Genomic DNA, 22,185 nt, shown 5'->3' with positions numbered 1-22,185 from the left:
ATAATCAATTAAATCGACGAATACTCGGTACAGACAATGCGATTCCAATTGTTAAAATTACTAAACTAGCTAGTGTTATAATAGTTATCTCGCCACCTATGACAGTAGCTAACCAGCCTACAACTACGTATCCTAATGGCAATAAAGCAAAAGAACCCAACATATCAAGGCTTGCCACTCTTCCGAATGCTTCTTCTGGTACAAGCTCCTGTAAACTCGTTTCCCAAATGAGTCCAAATATCATCATGCCAAATCCTTCAATTGCCATTAAGAATATTAAAGCGGGTGCCCAAGAAATGAATGGCATAATTAATAAAGCAATGCCACTCATTAAAACACCTCCATAAGCCAGTAATCCTCTTTTATGCCACAGCTCTTTCCCACCAAATATTAATGCGGCAATTACAGCCCCACCACCAGAAAAGGCCATGCCAAGTCCATACACGTAAGCTTCAAAATGATGATGAACATTAAATAACCATGGAATTAATACGACGATAATGCCGGCATAACAAATATTTATAAAAGAAAAAACTAAAATTGTAATCCACAGCCACGGATGACTTTTTAAAACTAAAACACCTTCCATAAACTCTTGTTTGTAATTAAGCTTACTCTTTTCAATGGGTTTTACTTTTTTAAACTTAATTTCTTTTAAAAATAATAAACATAAAAATGATAATAAGTAGGTTGCTGCATCTAGTCCGAAACCTATCCCTGCAGATGCAACCGATACGATTAACCCACCAAGTGCTGGCCCAATTAATCGTATACCTTGATTACTCATTTGAGTGAGTGCGTTAGCTGCATTACGAATTTCAGGGACGAATACTTTCGCCCTTACAGCAGAATATGCTGGTTGGAATATCCCTTCCATAAGCCCGTATATGGCAACGAGAATATATAAAATCGTAATTGTTAATAAATCCATAAATATAAGCGATGCAAGTAATAGCATTAATATACAGCGGATTATATCCGTAAATAACATTAACCTAACCCGATCAATTCGGTCTACAATTAAACCCGCAAACGGTAAAGCAAGAATATTAGGTAGCATGTACATTGCCATCGTCATCCCCATTACAACTGTTAAACCAGTTAATGAATACACAACAACTGGAAGTATGACCATAGTTATCGAACTACCTAAGGCCGAGAGTAATTGTCCAATCCATAAAAACTTAAAGTGCGTTGATACTTTAACTGGTAATAATAATTTTCCAATATAACCTAAACTTTTCTCCTTTTGTATTTCCCCTTGCATGTCTCTCCCCTCTTTTCAAATGACTATAGAATACATAATATATGACTGAAAATTTATAATATTATATTTCTAATTATATAAGAAACAATTATGTTATGGTAAAATTATCAAAAAAATACAAAGGAGAATACATCATTATGCCTCTAAATTCACATAACATCGAACACCAGATCTATACAATGTGTATGATCCAGCGCAACAATGAAGTTTTACTCATAAAACGCCCCAACCATCGAGGTTTCCCTGGCTACATCGCTCCTGGCGGCAAAGTAGATTTCCCCGAAAGTATCGTTCAAGCCGCTATAAGGGAAGTAAAAGAAGAAACCGGATTACTTGTTTCGGATTTAATTTTTAAGGGATTAGATGAATATGTAAATCCGAAAGGGAATGTTCGGTACATGGTATTCAACTACTGGACAGACTCATTTGAAGGTGAATTTCTTTTGAACCCTCCTGAGGGCGAATTATTATGGATACCAATTGATACAGCACTAAAGCTTCCTATGCAAGATTGGTTTAAAGAAAGATTCCCATTATTTTTTGAAACAGGCACTTTTGAAATTCAACGTGTTTGGGATAATGAGCTAGATAAACAAGTTGCTATAACAATTACACATACGTAAAAAAGCTTGGAATTTTTCCAAGCTTTTCTTACTTCTCCTCTACTTTCTTAATCCTATAATCAATTTCTAAAAACTCAACTCCAAATATCCACATTCTATGATTAGCTTCTAGTATATGATCCGTGCGCTCTTTTATAATAAAAGTCTCTGCTAATGGTAAACGGATTGTTAAGAACCGAGTATGTAAATAAATCCCCTCATCTCCCTGACCATTTTCTCTTAACTTACTAGTAATGATTAAATCATGACTATCATTATATAGTTTCAAAATACCAGTCATATTCGAATAAGGTAAAGGTAAGGCGATATTCATATATGTCTCATTCTTATTTGTATGCTTTGAATAAAGAGCTACAAAAATAGATTCACCTGCTTCATTTTTCCTTATCCAAGCCCTTACATTCTCTCTTCCATCTTTCTCATCTATTACACTAATGATAGAGCCATGCATCGTTTCCCAATTGCCGCCCATCCCTAAATGTATTTGTTCTACACGCTTACTCATTTTCTCATAGCAAAGTGCTAACGGACGGAACCAACGAGTCCATTTAATATTCGATTGCAATTCATACTCTGCTGTATTTTCATAAAAATGAATCATACTTAAAGGAACCTTCGTCACATCAAATGCCTCACTATGAAAGTCATTTACTTTATCGACTAAACCGTTGTATTCCTTACTGTCTACTAAATTGCTGCTATATAAATAAGCCTCACCAATTGCCACATTTCCTCTTAACTTACTCATTGGTTTCCCATAGTATTTATAATTCGGAACACTCTTTTCAATCACCCAGCCGATAAATGCCGGTAAAGCTACTCCAATTCCGTTGACAACACCATGAATCCAAACCATTTGAGCAATTGTAATCGTCATTACATACTTCAAATTTCCATATGAATATATAAGTGAGAACATAATTGTAACCATGAGTGTACTAGACGAAACGATTAGAAGAATCTTTGCACTGATAGCATTAAATTTTGCTCTCCAAACGTAAAATCCATACCCATAAATTGCACATAAATATAGGAACACTGCAAAAAATTCAAATATTCTTGAGTATGTAATTCCTATTGCAACTGTCATAGGTGAAATCATGATGATAAACATAATAGCATCATACACTTTACTTCTCTTTTCTCTTTTTCTCCCTATTAAACCAGCTGATAATGGCAATAGAAACGCCGAATAATGAAAATGTGCAGCTGTGAGTAAAACAATGTCAGAGCTAAAATGCATAATTGAAAGTTTTGCTACTGAAGCAGAAAACCAAAAACCACCTAAAAACAAATAAATAAACGCACTATCTATGGCGATCTCTTCTAACGGCTTCCATCCTCTTTCTAGCAATCTACTTACACCAAATAACGCAACAATTCCTGTATATACAAACCAAACTAGCGCAAATAAATAGTGATTTGTGACGAAAGCTAGCATTGCACAAATTGCTGCGATTGGATATAAAAATGATACGAATTTATAAAATAATAATTGCGATCCATCTCTTTTTCTTTTATCAATAATACAAAATGACATTGGTATAAATAATAAAACAGATAATAATATAATTGCTTCAACAGGATTTATATTCGACCACTCACATATTAGAAAAACAACATAACAAGCAAGCCCAAATATTATATTTTTCATATCGTTTATTCCCTTTCCACAAATGTTCCCTTATATGAAAAAAGCGAACCAATTAACGGGTTTCGTACTTGTACATGAATTCGAAAACACTGAAGTGTTTCATCATAACTTTCAACAATTTTTACCTCACCATACAAAAATTTTGGTAACGGCATTTTTCTTCCAAACATATAAAACCATTGTTTCTTTGAAGAAATATGCATTGCCCCTAACTCATCGATATGAAAATGCAGTGTAGAAACGAGTAAATGTGGTTCACCAAAATAATCTACAATTTCATTTTCGTTTTCATCAAACTGCATAACTGCATTAAAATATCTTTTCTTATTATGAAAATAAAAAGTACGGTTCCACCTTACTAATTCTTGTCCATATTCATCTCGCTCAGCTATGTTTTGTATCGTAAATGGAATTTCCTCTCCTCGTTCCGAGAAAAACATTCGAAACTTCGATGCAATTTTCAATATAAATTTCACGAAAAAAGAGCCACCGTAAATTTCATCCATCTTTCCTTCCCCTGTAAAACTATTCTCTTCTGTAATCGCATAACGCTTCTGCAATTCAGGATGAAGATTTTTATAGGTATCCCCTAATAATCGTTCATACATATTAGCCATATACTTATCCCTTTCTCGCCCTCTTGCAATTTTTCGCGCTTGGTAAATCGAAACTATTTATATAACCGACAATTGATAACCCCATTAAAAGAACATTTAATGTAATCGGATTAAACGGTCCTGTAAAGCTTGCGATATTCGTAAATCCTGCCGCTAACGTTAAAACTAGTAATACAATAATATGCAGTATAAATAATTTTCGTTTTGTTAGTGGCAACAGCCATACGACACCGAAAATTATTTCTAACCCCCCAATTATTTTAAGTATACATACACTACTTTCATTTGAACCGATTAATAAAGAAAGCATCTTTACTTCTTCTGAATGAGTAAACAGTAGTTTTGGCACTATCCCTTGATATATCCATACAAAAGCAAATAAAGAACATACGAGCCAATACGTCATTGTTCTTCTAATTAGCAACCTAGGATGAAGCCCCTTTTCTAACCATAATTTTAAAGCATCAAAACTCCAAGCAGTCGCAGAGCCTAATAAAGGCCGAAAAATATAGAAATCTATTACATTCCCTACACGACCAAACCTCGTATCATAATCATATTGCGTCTCAAAATGAATGTGTTCTTTACGGGGTGTATACTTCCAATAACCACGCCCTATTTGAATAAGAGATAATGTATTATCCGTCCAAAATTTCAAAGAAGAAATCCGTTCTCCTGTTTCTTTTCTTATCTCACCTATCGATTCACCTTCTCCAGCTATTTCAAGTCCAAATCCGATTTTTGTTTTATATAAAAACTTCTGTGGTTCTCCTTCTTTTTTCTCTAAATACGAAATTTCAGTAAAGCGAGCATCCCATTCTGTATGTATGTGTGGTTCTTGCGTGTATTCCCATAATTTCTCCATTGTTGTGTTCATTTCTGCCGAAACATAAATAGGCTTTTTCCCCTTCATTCTTCCCCCTCCAATGCACTATAAGTTTAATGTACATGCATTGAATTTATTTTGCTACATTTTTCACAAACTTTCTAAGGAAAAGAAAGAATTTTTAAAATATATATAAAACACTTGATTCCCCGAAAAATTTAAATTATTATAAAACAAATGTTACCAACAACTTCATAAATCAAACACTCTCGCCTAAAACGTGAGATAGAGGTTGCGATACTTATGAGTATTCTAATGGAGACACAGAGATGTCTATGAACTTAGATGAAAGGAAGTATTGCCGAAATTGATAAATTTCTCTGCATTTATCAATTGGGGCTGTTTTCGAATAGAAACAGAACTGTCATATGTACAGACGTGTACGTATGAAGAGCTATCTACAAAAAAGAGATATCATTTTTTATGATATTCCTTTTTTGGCGGTTTTTTTATTAGCTCCGTTTTCTGTTTCCCTTTTCCTGTAACAGCACCATCCTCACTTATTTGAGATGGTGTTTTTTGTTTGTCTTTCTGGTAACTACAGGAGTATTGGGATTTATATATTTCCTAATCTATTCTTAAAAATAGACGAAAGAAGGAATCTGTAATGGAAACAATTGTTCAAAAATTCGGTGGCACTTCTGTCGGAAGCGTCGAACGCATTCAACATGTAGCAAATTTAATTATTGAAGAATATGAACGAGGTCATAGCATTGTCTCTGTCGTTTCAGCAATGGGAAAAAGCACAGATGAACTTGTCGCACTCGCTAACGCTATCACAGAAAATCCAAGTAAACGTGAAATGGATATGCTTCTATCTACAGGAGAACAAGTAACTATTTCATTATTAACAATGGCACTGCAAGCAAAAGGCTATCATGCAATTTCATTAACAGGGTGGCAAGCAGGTATTACGACAGAATCTGTACATAGTAGTGCACGGATTACTGACATTCATACAGATCGTATTCAATCTTATCTTGCTGAAGGTACGATTGTTATCGTAGCTGGTTTCCAAGGTATAAGTGTAGAAAATGAAATTACAACGCTTGGCCGTGGTGGCTCTGATACGACTGCTGTCGCATTAGCTGCTGCACTTAAAGCAAAAAAATGTGATATTTATACGGATGTGACAGGTGTATATACGACGGACCCACGAGTTGTAAAAGATGCTTACAAATTAGACGAAATTTCTTATGACGAAATGTTAGAGCTTGCTAATCTCGGTGCTGGCGTATTACACCCGCGCGCTGTTGAGTTTGCTAAAAATCATAATGTAGTTTTAGAAGTTCGCTCAAGTATGGAACAAGAAAACGGAACAATTGTAAAAGGAGAATGTAACATGGAACAACAATCAATCGTTAAAGGTATTGCATTTGAGGATAACATTACACGTGTCACAATTAAAGGATTAGAACAAGGCTCCCTTTCAACAGTTTTCTCTACATTAGCAGCAGCACACATTAATGTAGATATCATCATTCAAAGTATTACAAATGAAGGAACTGTACACCTCTCCTTCTCCATTCATTCGAATGATTTAAGAGAAACTTTAGAAGTTTTGGAACAAAATCAAGAAACTCTTCACTATGAATCTGTAGAACATGAAAATCACTTAGCAAAAGTATCAATCGTAGGATCTGGCATGGTATCTAACCCAGGTGTCGCTGCAAATATGTTCACTACTTTAAAAGAAGAAGATATTCATATTAAAATGGTAAGTACATCAGAAATTAAAGTGTCTGTCGTTATTGACCGCCTTCATTTAGTAACAGGCGTTGAGGCGCTGCATCAATCATTTATGGCGAAAATTGAGCCTTTAGTGCAAATGAGCTAATCTGATATATTTAGTAATGCTAAAAAAATCATATTAATGTATTACCTTCCTATTAAATAAAAAGCTGTTCGTTAACACGATGCTATATGACATATTAAAAAACACCTTGTCACATTTTCCTATACTGTGACAAGGTGTTTTTGACTGAAAGGAATTTGTAACTACTTAGTAGTATAATTATGAGGATAATTAAATAATAGACTTTTATACATAAGGAGATAAGACTATGGCAAAAAACAAATTACTACGAATGGACAATGTCAGCATCGTTGTAGAATCCCTTGATAACACAATCTCTTTCTTTGAGGAGATTGGCTTGAATCTCGAAGGTCGAGCCAATGTCGAAGGTGAATGGGCTGGTCGCGTAACTGGACTCGGTTCTCAGTGCGTAGAGATCGCTATGATGGTCACTCCAGATGGCCACAGCCGAATTGAACTTTCGCGATTTCTCACCCCACCTACTATATCAGATCACCGAAATGCTCCTGTAAACGCCCTCGGTTATCTACGCGTCATGTTCACCGTTGAAGACATTGACGAAATGGTATCGAGACTCACTAAGCATGGTGCAGAGCTCGTTGGTGAAGTAGTTCAGTATGAGAACTCGTATCGTCTCTGCTACATTCGTGGAGTCGAAGGAATTTTAATCGGTTTAGCGGAAGAACTCGGTAATAAATAAGTAATGTTTTATAAAAAAGAGGGAATAGCTCTATATTTAAGCTATTCCCTCACTTCTATTAAAACAGATGAATGTTTTCTTTTTTACAAGCTGCACGTAAATCGTCAGGCCATACAGAAGATTGAACTTCACCGATATGTGCTTTACGTAAGAAGTACATGCACATTCTTGATTGTCCAATACCACCGCCGATTGTTAATGGTAGTACGTCTTCTAGTATACCTTTATGGAAATCATACTCACGTTTGAAGTCTTCACCAGTTTTCGTTAACTGCTCATCAAGTGATTTACTATCAACACGAATTCCCATTGATGATAATTCAAATGAAGATTGTAGTACTGGGTGCCAGAATAAAATGTCACCGTTTAATTTCCAATCGTCATAATCAGCTGCGCGTCCGTCGTGCTTTTCACCTGAACGAAGTGCATCACCAATTCCGATAATGAAGACTGCACCATGTTCTTTCGCAATTGCATGTTCACGATCTTTCGGTGTTAATTCTGGATATTTATCTTCTAATTCTTGAGAAGTAACGAAAACAATTTCTTCCGGTAAATACTTTCCAAGGAACGGATATTTTTCAAATAAGTGACCTTCTAAATCTTTGAATATTCCATAAATTGTTTGTACTGTTTTTTGTAAGTAATCGACAGTACGCCATTCTTTTTGAACGATTTTTTCCCAATCCCATTGGTCAACGTAAATGGAATGCGTTGCATCAAGTTCTTCATCACGACGAATCGCGTTCATGTTTGTATATAAACCTTCACCAGCTTCATATCCATATTCATGTAATGCAAATCGTTTCCATTTCGCTAGTGAATGAACAATTTCTAATTCTTCTCCTGAATGTAACATATCAAATTCAATTGGACGTTCTACACCGTTTAGGTGATCGTTTAATCCTGATTTTTTCGTTACGAATAATGGTGCAGATACGCGGAATAGTTCAAGGCGTTTTGCTAATTGGTCCTCGAAAAATGTTTTAACTTCCTTAATTGCAATTTGAGTCTCTCTTACTGTCATTAATGATTGATACATGGTGGTTTCCTCCTAAAATGTTTGGATGTTGTGAAAAGAAGCCAACAAAAAAAGCCCTTCTTTCCCAAAAAACTGGGACGAAAGGCTTTGGTTCCGCGGTACCACCCAAATTAGCAACAGAGGTTGCTCACTTATACAATACGGAGATGAAATATCTCGATACTGTTCTTCTTGTAACGGCGAAGTTCCCGGCTAAGTCTACTTTCCTATAAAGGATTTCGGTTAGCAACTCCAGGAGGTTCTTCATAATAGGCTTCGTATCAGGCTCACACCACCCCTGACTCGCTTAAACTACGTCCTACTACTACTCGTCCTTTCATAGTCGTTTTGTTGTCACATCTCTGAAACATTTTATTAATGATTATTCTATACAAAAAATAAAGAAAGTCAACAAAAAGTTTTAAAATATTTTTCAATTCTTTATTTTACGGCTTTATTGATTGTTGTTAATTTAACATCTTTACTTTTTCTGCCTCGTCAATCCAAAAAATGTTTCACTGACCGAAACTAACGTATACACAATAATTAATGTGATCGTTCGGAATATAGAATCCGCAGTATTTCTTATTATTTTCATTTTCTTTATAATTCCTTTCAGTTTACTTGCAATTTCATGATATACTATAGCATTCAAGCAGTTTATTTTTACTTAAAGCAATCATAGTCATTTATAAAGAGTATTTTCTAAATCATTGACTATTATCAAATAAGATTTTTATATAACGGAGTGATCATATGAGTAAAACGAAAGCAAAACCGAAAAAAGGTGTAGGACAAGGTACAGGAAGTAAAGGATGGAACCGTTGGCAATCAAGTGCAAAGAAAAAGGCAGCTGCCAAACCATACAAAAGTAAAGGTACAAAGAAGTAATTTAAATAACATTTGATTTCTTTACTTTGTACAAAACAAAATATAATTATTACAACAAAAAAGCTATGCCCTCATAAATTTGAAGGCATAGCTTTTTTATATTAAATCATTAAAATATCTCGAATTTCTTCCTCTGTGATTGAGGACAATTTCCCTTCTCCCGGCTCAATCACTTCAGCGATTAAATTTTTCTTACTTTCTTGCAGTTCATGCATTTTCTCCTCAATTGTTCCCTGAGCTACTAGCTTTATAACTTGCACTGTATTTTTTTGTCCCATTCGATACGCTCTATCGGCCGCTTGTTGTTCAACAGCTGGATTCCACCATAAATCGTATAATATTACTGTATCTGCACCAGTTAAATTAAGTCCGGTACCACCAGCTTTTAAAGAAATGAGAAATAGATCTCCTTCTCCTTCGTTAAACCGATCGCACAGCTCTACACGTTCCTGTGCTGGTGTACTCCCGTCTAAATAAAAGTATGGAATTGCTTGTCGATTTAACTCACGACCAATAATGGAAAGCATCTTCGTAAATTGAGAAAAAATTAATATTCTCTTCCCTGTACTTCTACATTCCTCTAAAATCTCTAACAGTTGTTCAAATTTAGCTGAACTTCCTTTGTAATCATCAACAAATAAAGCAGGATGACAACAAATTTGTCGCAATCTCGTTAAACCAGCTAAAATTCTAATTTTATTTTTACGTAACGTATCTTTGTCTAAATGCTTTAACGTTTCTTCCCTTAGCTTCGCTAAATAAGCAGCATAGAGACTCTTTTGATCGGGTAATAACTCCGATGATTGTAAGTGCTCTATTTTATCTGGCAACTCATTTAATACGTCCCCTTTTAATCGTCTTAATACGAATGGTTTCACTCGCTTCGCTATATCTTCACGCCTTAAATCACCGAACTCTTTTCTTCCTGGTAATAATTCTGGGAAGACGACATGGAAGATAGACCATAGCTCTTCTAATGAATTTTCTACAGGTGTACCCGTTAGCCCAAAACGGTATTCAGCTTGAATTGTTTTCACAGCTCTTGCCGTTTGCGTTGTAGGGTTTTTAAACGCCTGCGCTTCATCAAGGAATAGTGTATGAAATGGTCTTGCATATAATCTTATATCTCTTCTCAGTAATGGATATGACGTAATTACGACATCAAATTCCGTTATATCTTTCAAAATTTTCCGGCGCTCTGCTTGGTTTCCATCTGCAATAACTGCTCTAATATGCGGGGCGAATTTTTTCAATTCACTAAACCAATTATAAACAAGAGATGATGGTGAAACGACTAATATAGGTAGTTTCTTTTCTCGAATCTCAGGCAAAACAGAATCTATAAAAGCAATGCTTTGCAACGTTTTTCCAAGTCCCATATCATCTGCTAAAATACCGCCAAAACGGTAATGAGCAAGTGTTTTCATCCATTCGAACCCATATACTTGATACTTTCTCATTTCTGCATTTAAAGTATTTGGCACAGCAAACTTTAATTTTTTCGGGTTTTGAATGTTTTCTACTAACTCTTGAACAGAATCATCTAAACTTAAAACATTGCCTTCATGAAGTCCGTTCATCCATTTTACACTCCGAATAAGTGGAACATTTACCTCTTCTCCATGTAAAAATTCTTTCCGAATACCTGATTCTTTTATAAACTGATTAATTTCATTAAACTCTTTACTCTCTAGCGATAAAAACGAACCGTTCGCCAATCGATAATATTTACGTTTCTCTTCAAGGGCCGCTAATACACCTTTAATTTCTGCTTCTGGTATTCCTTTTATATCAAAACGAAATGACAACCAATCAATTCTTTCTTTTCTTCTCACTGTAATAAGAGGAACTGCATCCCCTTTACTAATTCGCAATTTGATTGCTGTCGTCGCATAAATATCAACTAAACCTTTTAATGTTGGCACGACGTGATATAAAAAGTTATACTCAGCTTCTTCATTATGCATAAAGTAACCGCCTTCTGTTTTTGCAAAGGCACTTTCACTCATAATGTCTAAAATCTCTTTTTCCTTTTTCTCATCACGATTAAAAACAGACGGCTGTCCATCCTCTTCTAGCGGATTAATCATGACGTTCCCATAGTGAAATTCAAGACCTGCTAATAAGCGACTTTTCACGCGGTCTAAATACAATTTCGCTTTTAGCGAAGGTGTTTCAACACGATCCGATATTACTTCATCAATGTGTACAGTTCCGAGCTTCATTAATCCTGGTACAACTTTCGCGACGAAATGTTCCATCTTACTTTCTGGAATATAAAACTGATTACTATTTGAGCGACTCATCATCTTTTGTAATTCAATAAGTCGCATACAATCTTCAATGTGTAAGTGATATAATTTCCCATCGTAAAGTGCATTGTTATACATATCCATAACTTGTACACGATTTAGACCATCTATATGAAGTGTAAATCCGCCATTATTTCCCTTCGTAAATTCAAAGTGTAACGGCAACAAACCTTTTGAAACTTGTAATCCCTGAAACAGTTGTTCATTTTGTTTCAGCTGTACATATTCAACTTTAGAAAGTGAAGAGAGCATATCCTTCCACGAAGCTGGCGGTATAAATATCATACTTTCATCTTGTTTCGCATGTACTTCTAGCGTATCTTCATACATTTTTTCATTATGATACATTTTAATGAGCTGCTGAATAATTGCATCCGTTTCTTGTTTAAAACTATGTACATCTGGTGTATATGTAAATTCATTTGAACAATGAAAAAATTCCCTTTTCTCCACCTTAGAAAGAAATTCTCTAATATGATTTATGAAATACACTTTGGCAAGTTTCAATTGAATTCCAAGAAGAGCCCCACCACTTCTCGTAGCTACTGGTGTACATATAAACTCAATATCTAATATTTCACGTGTATCAAAACGGTGTTGTTTACTTTTTGGCCTCAGTGGTTTGTCTGCAAACAGCTGAAACATACCACTTGTCAATTGATCATTTCTGCTACTAGTGGAGCTCATTCCACCTGTTTGTTGATTATAGTTTATTTGTATTAATACTGCTGCAACATGTTGACAGTACGTTTGAAAAGACGCTAATGAAGGACAACTACATTTTGCAACAACATCACCCTTTTTGGCTTTTGCTACTGTAACATGGAAATCCTCGTTCCCTTTTACTGTCGCCTCACAAATTTCTTTATTTTCATCGTACTGATCTATTATCACTTTATTTGATTTATAATAGGCTTCACCTCTTTTATATGAGGTCTCTCCGCACACTTCTTTAATAATCGATTTATTCAATGTGAAACTCATCGCTTTGACACTTCCTTAATATAAAACCATTTTCTCTTACTTAACATTTTACATGCTCCACGAGAAAATATAAAATGTTGATTTAACAAAAGAAGATGCTTATTTATAAGCATCTTCTTCACTCTATCTCCATCAACCTCTTCGCCTCAAAATACAATACTTGAATAAACTTCTTCGTATTAATTCGCGTATGACCAGAAGATGCGAGTTCATCTTTCGTCATTTCTGTCATCCGTTTTCTAACTACGGTAAAATCGAAAAATTTTGGAGCATAGCTTTCAAATTTTGGATTTGAAAAGTCTGTTAATCCTAAAGAAGCCAAATGATTTAACGACTGATAAATAGCTCGACGTACTCTTTGTTCAGACGCTTTTTTCTCTTTATCAATATCCGCCTCTAAAGCTAAATCCCCTAATTTTCTTATCGTAATATGATGGAAAATTTCTTTTAACGCAGGAAAGCCAAACTCAAATGTCTGTGCCTTTTCTTGACCATATAAATATTCCAGCATACTAAGTAAATCTTTACTTCCATTCTCTCCCGCAATACCGAGTTCTGATAGTAAAAAGCGCCCTAAATCCCCTATCTTTTTTCCTTCTTGCACTGGTTCAGTACGCAATTGCGGTTTTTCCCACTGAAACACGTTATTCAATGATTTTTGAATATCGTGTATAGAACGCTCCAATCTAATACGCTCCATCACTTTGCGTACAACCGATACAACTTCGATTTTATTTAATGGTTTTGTAATATAATATTCTACACCAAGTGTATATGCCTCACCTATAAGCTGCTTCGATTCCACTTGAGAAATCATAATGATTTTCCCCGTGAAAGTTGACGCAATGTGACGAACTGTTTCAATTCCGTCCCTCATCGGCATCAACAAATCAATAAATAAAATATCTACTTTTTTAAAATTTAGTTGATCCGCCTCAATAAAAGCTCCGTCATCCGCCTCACCAATTACTTCTCCAAGATCTCCATCTTCAATAATTTGCGAAAGCATCGAACGGAAAACTTCATCATCGTCTACGATATAATAAAACAAATCTATTCCCCTTCCCGCTTTAAACTACCCTCCGGTAAACAAACGATAAACTTACATCCTCTTTTATTTTCTCGGCCTTCTAATCTCACTTCTCCGCCTAGCTCTGTTACCATTTCATTTATGTAAGAAAGCCCAATACCAGTTGACGGTGTTCCCGTTTGATCATACTTGGAAGTAAACCCTGGCTTAAATACTAATTTCTTATACTTTTGTGCAATACCAGGTCCATCGTCAATTACTTCAAAAAATATATGTTGATCTCTTTTATATAGCTTAATAATAACGACACCTTTATCTTCAATTGCTTCAACTGCATTTGCAGCGAGGTTATTAAAAATTGATAGAACTGTATACACGTGATATGCAGCATGCTCACCTTCTATATGTTTAGAAAAACGTATATCCTTTTCTAGCATTTCAGCATACTTCTCGTTTATTCTAACAATCATTTCTGCTAACTCATGTCCTTCTACATATTCAGCCACATTTTTATCTAATAACAGTTTAGATAATCCTGCAAATATCCTTTGATTATCCTTTTTTATTTCATGCACTTCCCCCGCTATTTTCAATGCTGTTTTACTACTTGAATCAGCGCTTACTTGTAAATTTCGATATAGTTGATATGCTTCTTGTGTAATTAACTCCGCATTTTGTAACGTCTTTTTCAAATGAACAGATTCCACATATAAATTAGAAAGATGCATTAACATATTTTCATTTTCTTTTCGAACTTGCGATTCTTTTAATTTCGTTTCATATAAATTCATCATATTTAAAAAACCAAGTGCAAAGAAACTACGAAAAATAGCAATAATGATGAGTTTATTTACTTCAGAAATCGTTATTATTGTACCTAGTACTAACATGTGATAAAACGCAAGTTCTGACATACTTGCAACAATTTCAATTGAAATTCCAAGGCATCCAATAATGATTGGTTTCTGATGGAACTTATTTACCCTGCAAAGCGAAAAAAAACTGCCATAAATAAAATAATAGAAGAACACAGGATAACGCAAATAAAATGATTCTGTCATATGAAATGAACCTTGCATGATCCAGTCAAGACATACTCGGAATAAGACTACAGATATACCAACAAGAATACCTGCAACTCCTGCTGGTACTCTTCTTAAAAATAATAATAAAAAGAAGAATAGCGGTGTACCGAAGCTAACTCGAAACGTATCATTAAAGGGATGAAAGTTCAGCTCCCCAGCAATCGGAACAACGACCATTAATATAATTAAAAGGGACATATCTTTCTTCCATAATTGATTCCAATTCAAAGGTGACACTTCCTATACTTTTTTTCAGTAGTAAAAGCGAAAGCCCGCTTATTGTTATAAACGGGCTTTTTTTCTATATTCTAACCTTTTCTACCGCTTTTATTTGGCGATACTCTGGCTTCCACATTGCTTCTTTCACTGCCATCTTGATATCGTTATCACTTAAGTTCACTCTTGCAACACCTTCTGCAACTGCAACTTTAGCTACTTCAATTGCAACCATTTCTGAGATATTACGTAATTCTTCGACCTCTGGTAAAATAGGTGCTCCTGGCTGACTTGTATCTACCATACTTGCAACTGCTTCAGCTGCTGCTGCGAACATTCCATCCGTCATGACGCTTGCTCGTACTACAATTGTTCCAAGACCAAGACCTGGGAAAATCAGTGCATTATTTGATTGTCCAATCACATAAGTTACACCGTTATATGTAACTGGTTCAAATGGACTTCCTGTTGCAACTAACGCTCTTCCTTCTGTCCACTCGATTAAATCTGCTGGTTTTGCTTCAGCAAGTGGCGTCGGATTCGACATTGGTAAAATAATTGGTCTTTCTACGTGAGAAGCCATTTCTTTAATAATCTCTTCTTTAAATGCACCTGCAACAGTAGATGTACCAATTAAAATTGTCGGTTTTACATGTTTCACAACTTCAGCAAGTCCGATCACATCATTTTGCTTCCACCCACTTACTTCTACTTCTTTTCTTGCGTACGGAATTTGGAAATCAAGAAGATCTTCCATATTATCTGTAACTAACCCGTTACGATCAATACACCAGAAACGCTTATATGATTCTTCTTCAGATACGCCTACGCGGACCATCGCATCTCTAACTTGATCTGCGATACCGATTCCAGCCGTACCAGCACCAAATACAACAACGCGGTGTTCACTTAGCGGTACACCAGAAGCTTTCACTGCCGATAATACTGCCGCAAGTGAAACTGCACCTGTACCTTGAATATCATCATTAAACGTACAAACATCATGACGATATTTATCTAAAATTTTTCGTGCGTTACGAGAGCTAAAGTCTTCCCAATGTAAAAGTGCTTTCGGGAATTGTTTGTTTACCGCTTGTACAAACGTATCAATAAATTCATCGTAAGCTTTACCTGTTATACGAGGGTGACGATTTCCAATATAAAATGGATTGTTTAATAGCTCCTCACGGTTTGTACCTACATCTAAAATTACCGGTAATACACGACTAGGATCGATTCCAACTGCAGCAGTGTAAACAGCTAATTTTCCGATTGCGATGTTAATACCACCAACGCCCCAGTCACCAATTCCTAATATGCCTTCTCCATCTGTTACAACGACTAAATCAATGTTCTCAGCTGTTGCACCGATATTCGTGAATGCTTCTTCGATACCTGATGGATCGTTAATTGATAAATAAACACCACGTGGTTTACGATATTCATGACTATATCTTTGAATTGCTACACCGACAGTTGGTGTATATACAATCGGTAACATTTCACGTAAATGATCTGTTAATATACGATAAAATAATACTTCATTTCGATCATGTAACGCAGTTAAGTATACATTCTTTAATAAATCATCCGGCTGAGAACTAAATTGTTCGTATGCTCGGCGTGCCTGTTCTTCTAACGTTAAAACCGCTGGCGGTAATAACCCTTTTAAACCTAACTCTTCTCTTTCATTTTGTGTGAAAGCTACCCCTTTATTTAAAAGTGGTGTTGATAATACTTCTGCTCCTCTTAATGTTGTTTCTAATGCACCATTAGAAGCTACTGTAAACTTGCTCATAACATCCCTACCTCTATTCATATATAGCATTTCTATATTGTAAACAAAAAAGAGGGGATTGTCCCCCCTCTTCTTTTAATTTTTCTTTAAAAGAGTTGCTCCTGCAATCCCTGGATGTGTCATTTCGAATGGATCTAGAATTAACTCTAAGTCTTCTTGTGACAATACACCATTTTTCACACAAAGTTCTCGAACGGATTGGCCTGTTGCAATTGCTTCTTTCGCAACGCGAGCTGCTGCTTCATAACCGATATGAGGGTTCACGGCTGTAATAATTCCTACACTTTTCTCAACATACTCTTTTAAGCGATCTTCATTCGCTTCAATTCCTTTTAAGCAATTATCTGTAAAGGCACGGAAACCGTTATTCATAATGCTAATCGATTGAAGTAAGTTGAAAACAAGTACTGGTTCCATCACGTTTAATTCTAATTGTCCTGCTTCTGAAGCAAGGCAAATTGTATGGTCATTACCAATTACTTGGAACGCAATTTGATTAATTACTTCTGGCATAACAGGGTTTACTTTCCCTGGCATAATAGATGAACCTGGTTGACGAGCTGGTAACATAATTTCCGCTAAACCAACACGCGGACCTGATGCCATTAAGCGAAGGTCATTCGCAATTTTAGACATATTCATCATACATACTTTAAGCGCTGCAGATACTTCAGTATAAGCATCCGTATTTTGCGTCGCATCTACTAAATCTTCTGCACCAACAAGCGGTAATTCACTAATTGCAGCTAAATGTTTTACAACTGCTTCAATATATTCTGAATCTGCATTTAAGCCTGTACCAACTGCAGTTGCTCCCATGTTCACTTCATATAAGTGTTGACGTGATTGCTGAATGCGTTTCATATCACGTTCAAGTACACGTGAGTACGCTTTAAATTCTTGTCCAAGGCGAATTGGCACAGCGTCTTGTAAATGTGTACGTCCCATTTTAATCACATGATCGAACTGTTCGGCTTTTAATTCAAATACATCATGCATATAACCCATCGTTTGTAATAAGCCTTCTAATGCATTTAACGTTGCGATATGAATCGCCGTTGGGAATGCATCATTTGTTGATTGGGCCATATTTACATGACTATTTGGACTAATATAATGATAGTCTCCCTTTTCCATTCCTAATAATTCAAGAGCACGATTGGCAATGACTTCATTTGCATTCATGTTCATTGAAGTACCCGCTCCGCCTTGGATTGGATCTACGATGAAATGATCATGCCATTTTCCATCAAGAATTTCTTGAGCAGCTTCTGCGATCGCACCGCCCTTGTTTAATTCCAATCTTCCTACATCTGTATTCGCAAGCGCTGCAGCTTTTTTTACAACTGCGAACGCTTTAATTAAACCTTCATGGATTTTGTATCCTGTAATTGGGAAGTTTTCAACTGCACGCATTGTTTGTACGCCGTAGTATGCATAGTTTGGTACTTCTTTTTCACCTAAAAAATCTTTTTCAATTCGAACACCATTTTTAACTTCAGTTAATGTTGCCATGATTATTCACTCCTTAACGATTTCTTATGCTGCTTTTGTTTCTTTGACTGTTTCTACATATTGTTTTGCTTTCTCATTATCGAATTCGCCTTCCCACTTCGACATAACAATGGCCGCTAATGCATTTCCTAATACATTGACAGATGAGCGAATCATATCTAAAATGCGGTCAATTCCCGCAATTAATGCGATACCTTCTAGTGGTAACCCCATTGAACCTAACGTTGCTAATACAACAACGAACGATGCACCTGGAACTCCCGCCATACCTTTGGATGTTAACATGAGAACGAATAATAACGTTATTTGCTCCGTTAGTGACATGTGCACACCGTACATTTGTGCAACAAACAATGCCGCTAACGCTTGATAAATAGCCGATCCAGTCAAGTTAAATGTATAACCTGTCGGAATTACGAAAGAGGCAACTGCCTTTGGACAACCGAACTCTTCCATTTTTCTCATTATATTAGGTAAAACAGCTTCTGAACTTGCTGTCGTAAATGAAAGAATCAATTCTTCTTTTAAAATTTTTATTAATGTAAAAATGTTTACTCCAACCATTCGTGCATTAATACCTAATACAATCACAACGAATAGTATAACAGTTACGTATACAGCTAGCACTAGTTTTCCTAGCGGAAGTAGTGTTGCTACACCAAATTTTGCAACCGTAACGGCAATTAATGCGAATACACCAAATGGTGCAAATTTCATAACTTGATTTGTAACCCAAAACATGGCTTCGAGTACGCCTTCAAAAAAGTTAAAGACAGGCTTTCCTTTTTCCCCAATTGCCGCAACTCCTAAGCCGAATAATACTGAGAAGAATATAATCGGTAATAGGTCACCTTGTGCAATCGATTCAAATACGTTTTTCGGTACAATGTGAACAATTGTCTCAGCGAAACCTTTCTTCTCTGTTGCATCTGCAGTTTGTTTATAAGAAGAAATATCACTTTGCTGTAAATTACTCATATCAACACCAGTACCTGGTTGGAATATATTCGCTGCAAGTAATCCCATTAAAATAGCAATCGTCGTAATAATTTCGAAATAAAGAATTGTCTTACCACCCAGTTTCCCAAGCTTCTTCATATCTCCTACACCAGCTACTGCAACAATTAATGCTGAAATAACAATTGGTACTACAATCATCTTAATTAAGTGAATAAATATATCCCCAATTGGTGTGATATAAGAAATCGCCGTTTTATTGCCATAAAAGACTGCCCCTACTACAATCCCTAAAACAAGCGCGACAAAAATTTGTGTTGCCAATCCGAATTTTTTCATTTATGTTCATCCCCTTCATGCGAACGCTTTCAATTTGAATTTATAAAAGCTACTCACACATCTTATAAGCGAACCTACAAAATCATACAAAAACCTACAAGTTCGTCACAAAAAATTCAAATATTTTTCTTCTTTTTTTCATTGACACCATTTTGTTAAAAAACGATAAAATAAACTTGATAAGTAATCAGATTGTTTCGTATAATCAAAAAGATATATACTTAAAACAAATCAAAATGAAAAGGAGTGGATGTTATGAAAAACTATACAAAGCAATTCGTCCTATCTTCTTCTTTTCTTTTTCATTTTCTTAAAAAGGAACAAAGGCATTCGCCTTTGTTCCTTTTTTATTGCGATCTATATAGGGGGAATTGTTATGAGGCCATATAAACGTGTCTTAATTAAATTAAGCGGCGGTGCACTTGCCGATCAAACTGGAAATAGCTTTAACTCCAAACGATTAGAACATATCGCAAACGAAATTTTATCCATTGTTGATTTAGGTATCGAAGTATCCATCGTCATCGGTGGCGGTAATATTTTTAGGGGGCATCTAGCTGAAGAGTGGGGAATTGATCGCGTAGAAGCTGATAATATCGGTACACTAGGTACAATCATTAACAGCTTAATGCTTCGCGGTGTTTTAACAAGTAAAACAAATAGAGAAGTACGCGTTATGACGTCCATTCCATTTAATGCAGTAGCTGAACCATACATTCGCTTACGTGCAGTCCACCATTTAGATAACGGCTATATCGTTATCTTTGGAGGCGGAAACGGGCAACCGTTCGTGACAACAGATTATCCAAGTGTACAAAGGGCTATTGAAATGAATAGTGATGCCATATTAGTCGCAAAACAAGGTGTCGATGGTGTTTTTACAAGTGATCCAAAGCATAACAAATCAGCAAAAATGTACAGCAAACTAAACTATAATGATGTCGTTAGACAAAATATACAAGTCATGGATCAAGCGGCATTACTGCTTGCCCGGGACTATAATTTACCAGCACATGTCTTTAACTTTGATGAGCCTGGAGTGATGAAAAAAATATGTTTAGGTGAACATGTGGGGACGTTGATTAATGATGATGTTACGATGCTGGTGCATGAAAAATAATGATTTCCCACCAAAAAGGGTGCCTTTTGTAGGCACCCTTTCCTAATCCATCATCACAAATAGAACTCAACCAATCCCGCCACTTTCTCCTTACAACGCTCCCAAAAAGATAACTTTTCAAAAAACTCTTTCGTCATTTCTTTCGAATCATGAAAATCCTCTGTTAACGCCTTATTAACTTGTCCTACAATAGGACCACCATAAATATAAAAATTCATTTCATCATTTATATTGAAGCTACGCGAAGTAAAGTTTGTTGTACCAATAACGGTTAATTCATTATCAATAAGCATTAATTTGCCATGGAACATTCCTTTTTTATACCCATATACAGTAATCCCATTATTAACAGCTTGACGTATGTATGGATACGCCGCTTCTTTTATAAGAGGTAGATCTGGTTTATATGACCAAAGTATTTTTACTGTAACACCACGCTTTTGTGCTGCGATTAAAGCATTCATGGACTCTTTATTTTTTGCTATAAAATACGGCGTTGCAATTACAATGGAGTGCTGAGCTTGTTTTATGAGCTCTATATATTTTTCAGCAACGTAATGCCCATTGTAACTAGTCATAGTATGTAATGTATTCCCTTTACTAGCTTTATTCGTACTCCTCTTTATCTCTTCTTTCGTATCTCGTTTCCAATCTAAAGCGAATTGCTGTTCTAAATCTTTTGCTCCTTCTCCTTTAAGCCGTACATGATAATCACGCCAATATCCAAATCGCTTATCTTTCCCTAAGTACTCATCTCCTATATTAAATCCGCCTGTATAGCCAATATCCCCATCAATCGTCGTAATACGGCGATGATTACGATGGTGAAGTGAATAAAATCCGAATGGCAATGCAGGTTTTCTACTATATGTAAAATGCACACCACTTTCCCGTAATTCATTTATCATCTTTCTTTCAAATGATAAATCATTCATGCGATCAACTGATAAATAGACGTTTGCTCCTTCTTTTGCCTTCTCTTTTAATAAGTTTAAAAAAGTATGACTACTTTTATCATCCGACAAAATGAAGAAATAAGTGTAGATGGAGCTTTTCGCTTTTTTAATATCTTCAAATAGCTGCTCATATAATGATTTCCCTTCTACATATAATTGAAAATCACTATAATGAGGCGCATACTCTGTCGGCATGTTTTTTCCAGCTTCCATTTTCCTACCTAAGGTAACATCGATATGCATACAAATTAAAATAAAAACGAAAATAGCAATAATAATAGAAGTAACTCTTAATATTTTTTTAATCATTTTGGTTTCCTTCCAATCATATTCCTTACTATTTCGTAGTGTTTCATTTAAATATGTTTTCATACGAAATGTATTTCTTATTTTTATTG

General features: G+C 35.6%; 17 protein-coding genes, 1 riboswitch and 1 other annotated feature. Of the genes, 5 read left to right on the top strand and 12 right to left on the bottom strand.

All coding sequences use genetic code 11. From position 1 onward, the window contains the following. Positions 1-4: 4 nt before the first annotated feature. Positions 5-1,267 carry an MFS transporter gene (locus tag DN407_RS08735; protein WP_149216175.1) on the bottom strand — a complete coding sequence of 421 codons (1,263 nt, stop codon included), beginning with the start codon at positions 1,265-1,267 and terminating at the stop codon, positions 5-7. Positions 1,268-1,404: 137 nt separating this feature from the next. Between DN407_RS08735 and DN407_RS08730 the strand changes: the two genes are divergently transcribed. Then, a complete protein-coding gene (locus DN407_RS08730) occupies positions 1,405-1,890 on the top strand; it encodes an 8-oxo-dGTP diphosphatase (protein WP_098281005.1) in 486 nt (161 codons plus the stop codon). 28 nt (positions 1,891-1,918) lie between these two features. On the opposite strand, the gene DN407_RS08725 is transcribed toward DN407_RS08730, so the two are convergent. Genes DN407_RS08725 through DN407_RS08715 form a run of 3 tightly spaced genes read right to left on the bottom strand, consistent with a single transcriptional unit; the run spans position 1,919 to position 5,074 of the window. After that, complete coding sequence (locus DN407_RS08725) at positions 1,919-3,544, bottom strand: YndJ family protein (RefSeq protein ID WP_098281006.1); 1,626 nt, start codon at positions 3,542-3,544, stop codon at positions 1,919-1,921. Positions 3,545-3,549: 5 nt separating this feature from the next. Further along, entirely contained in the window at positions 3,550-4,161 is a 612-nt protein-coding gene (locus tag DN407_RS08720) for a DUF4166 domain-containing protein (protein WP_149216174.1), read from the bottom strand. Between the two features lie 4 nt (positions 4,162-4,165). Further along, a complete protein-coding gene (locus DN407_RS08715) occupies positions 4,166-5,074 on the bottom strand; it encodes a DoxX-like family protein (protein WP_097813830.1) in 909 nt (302 codons plus the stop codon). Positions 5,075-5,265: 191 nt separating this feature from the next. After that, positions 5,266-5,452, top strand: a riboswitch (Lysine riboswitch). 202 nt (positions 5,453-5,654) lie between these two features. Here DN407_RS08715 and DN407_RS08705 point away from each other — a divergent pair. Both DN407_RS08705 and DN407_RS08700 read left to right on the top strand, forming a co-directional pair. Then, positions 5,655-6,884, top strand: coding sequence for an aspartate kinase (locus tag DN407_RS08705; protein WP_000448032.1), 1,230 nt, complete (start codon positions 5,655-5,657; stop codon positions 6,882-6,884). Between the two features lie 226 nt (positions 6,885-7,110). Continuing rightward, complete coding sequence (locus tag DN407_RS08700) at positions 7,111-7,563, top strand: VOC family protein (protein WP_097813829.1); 453 nt, start codon at positions 7,111-7,113, stop codon at positions 7,561-7,563. A gap of 58 nt (positions 7,564-7,621) precedes the next feature. Here DN407_RS08700 and asnA read toward each other — a convergent pair whose 3' ends face one another. Further along, a complete protein-coding gene (gene asnA / locus DN407_RS08695) occupies positions 7,622-8,605 on the bottom strand; it encodes an aspartate--ammonia ligase (protein WP_097813828.1) in 984 nt (327 codons plus the stop codon). Positions 8,606-8,675: 70 nt separating this feature from the next. Continuing rightward, positions 8,676-8,934: a binding site (T-box leader), on the bottom strand. Positions 8,935-9,340: 406 nt separating this feature from the next. Between asnA and DN407_RS08690 the strand changes: the two genes are divergently transcribed. Beyond that, positions 9,341-9,475, top strand: a complete 135-nt coding sequence (locus DN407_RS08690) for a DUF3934 domain-containing protein (RefSeq protein ID WP_000047588.1) — start codon at positions 9,341-9,343, stop codon at positions 9,473-9,475. 101 nt (positions 9,476-9,576) lie between these two features. Here DN407_RS08690 and DN407_RS08685 read toward each other — a convergent pair whose 3' ends face one another. The 6 genes from DN407_RS08685 to DN407_RS08660 form a co-directional block, all read right to left on the bottom strand. Continuing rightward, a complete protein-coding gene (locus DN407_RS08685; RefSeq protein ID WP_098507692.1) occupies positions 9,577-12,771 on the bottom strand; it encodes a DEAD/DEAH box helicase in 3,195 nt (1,064 codons plus the stop codon). 118 nt (positions 12,772-12,889) lie between these two features. Beyond that, complete coding sequence (locus DN407_RS08680) at positions 12,890-13,822, bottom strand: response regulator (protein WP_000500302.1); 933 nt, start codon at positions 13,820-13,822, stop codon at positions 12,890-12,892. A gap of 2 nt (positions 13,823-13,824) precedes the next feature. After that, the gene (locus DN407_RS08675; RefSeq protein WP_074595886.1) at positions 13,825-15,123 is read right to left on the bottom strand and encodes a sensor histidine kinase; all 1,299 of its coding nucleotides are present in this window, start codon (positions 15,121-15,123) and stop codon (positions 13,825-13,827) included. A 64-nt stretch (positions 15,124-15,187) separates the two neighbouring features. Next, positions 15,188-16,900 carry an oxaloacetate-decarboxylating malate dehydrogenase gene (gene malS, locus DN407_RS08670; RefSeq protein ID WP_002100899.1) on the bottom strand — a complete coding sequence of 571 codons (1,713 nt, stop codon included), beginning with the start codon at positions 16,898-16,900 and terminating at the stop codon, positions 15,188-15,190. Between the two features lie 75 nt (positions 16,901-16,975). Then, entirely contained in the window at positions 16,976-18,415 is a 1,440-nt protein-coding gene (gene aspA, locus DN407_RS08665; RefSeq protein ID WP_086423778.1) for an aspartate ammonia-lyase, read from the bottom strand. 24 nt (positions 18,416-18,439) lie between these two features. Next, the gene (locus tag DN407_RS08660; RefSeq protein ID WP_000713291.1) at positions 18,440-19,711 is read right to left on the bottom strand and encodes a cation:dicarboxylate symporter family transporter; all 1,272 of its coding nucleotides are present in this window, start codon (positions 19,709-19,711) and stop codon (positions 18,440-18,442) included. 376 nt (positions 19,712-20,087) lie between these two features. Here DN407_RS08660 and pyrH point away from each other — a divergent pair, with 376 nt between their 5' ends. Continuing rightward, on the top strand, positions 20,088-20,831 hold the full coding sequence (pyrH, locus tag DN407_RS08655; RefSeq protein ID WP_001248059.1) for a UMP kinase: 744 nt from the start codon (positions 20,088-20,090) through the stop codon (positions 20,829-20,831). Between the two features lie 53 nt (positions 20,832-20,884). Here the strand turns inward: pyrH and cls are convergent, their stop codons facing one another. Beyond that, entirely contained in the window at positions 20,885-22,096 is a 1,212-nt protein-coding gene (cls, locus tag DN407_RS08650) for a cardiolipin synthase (RefSeq protein ID WP_097842585.1), read from the bottom strand. Between the last annotated feature and the right edge of the window lie 89 nt (positions 22,097-22,185).

The sequence above is a fragment of the Bacillus sp. JAS24-2 genome (assembly GCF_008274905.1).
In the GTDB taxonomy this organism is placed as follows: domain Bacteria; phylum Bacillota; class Bacilli; order Bacillales; family Bacillaceae_G; genus Bacillus_A; species Bacillus_A cereus.
Note: the sequence above shows the minus strand (reverse complement) of the source record. Positions and strands in the feature narration are given on the sequence as shown.

Coding starts and splice junctions, on each gene's coding strand:
- DN407_RS08735 (WP_149216175.1), bottom strand. CDS start 1,267: ATGCAAGGGGAAATACAAAAGGAGAAAAGTTTAGGTTATATTGGAAAA.
- DN407_RS08730 (WP_098281005.1), top strand. CDS start 1,405: ATGCCTCTAAATTCACATAACATCGAACACCAGATCTATACAATGTGT.
- DN407_RS08725 (WP_098281006.1), bottom strand. CDS start 3,544: ATGAAAAATATAATATTTGGGCTTGCTTGTTATGTTGTTTTTCTAATA.
- DN407_RS08720 (WP_149216174.1), bottom strand. CDS start 4,161: ATGGCTAATATGTATGAACGATTATTAGGGGATACCTATAAAAATCTT.
- DN407_RS08715 (WP_097813830.1), bottom strand. CDS start 5,074: ATGAAGGGGAAAAAGCCTATTTATGTTTCGGCAGAAATGAACACAACA.
- DN407_RS08705 (WP_000448032.1), top strand. CDS start 5,655: ATGGAAACAATTGTTCAAAAATTCGGTGGCACTTCTGTCGGAAGCGTC.
- DN407_RS08700 (WP_097813829.1), top strand. CDS start 7,111: ATGGCAAAAAACAAATTACTACGAATGGACAATGTCAGCATCGTTGTA.
- asnA (WP_097813828.1), bottom strand. CDS start 8,605: ATGTATCAATCATTAATGACAGTAAGAGAGACTCAAATTGCAATTAAG.
- DN407_RS08690 (WP_000047588.1), top strand. CDS start 9,341: ATGAGTAAAACGAAAGCAAAACCGAAAAAAGGTGTAGGACAAGGTACA.
- DN407_RS08685 (WP_098507692.1), bottom strand. CDS start 12,771: ATGAGTTTCACATTGAATAAATCGATTATTAAAGAAGTGTGCGGAGAG.
- malS (WP_002100899.1), bottom strand. CDS start 16,900: ATGAGCAAGTTTACAGTAGCTTCTAATGGTGCATTAGAAACAACATTA.
- aspA (WP_086423778.1), bottom strand. CDS start 18,415: ATGGCAACATTAACTGAAGTTAAAAATGGTGTTCGAATTGAAAAAGAT.
- DN407_RS08660 (WP_000713291.1), bottom strand. CDS start 19,711: ATGAAAAAATTCGGATTGGCAACACAAATTTTTGTCGCGCTTGTTTTA.
- pyrH (WP_001248059.1), top strand. CDS start 20,088: ATGAGGCCATATAAACGTGTCTTAATTAAATTAAGCGGCGGTGCACTT.
- cls (WP_097842585.1), bottom strand. CDS start 22,096: ATGATTAAAAAAATATTAAGAGTTACTTCTATTATTATTGCTATTTTC.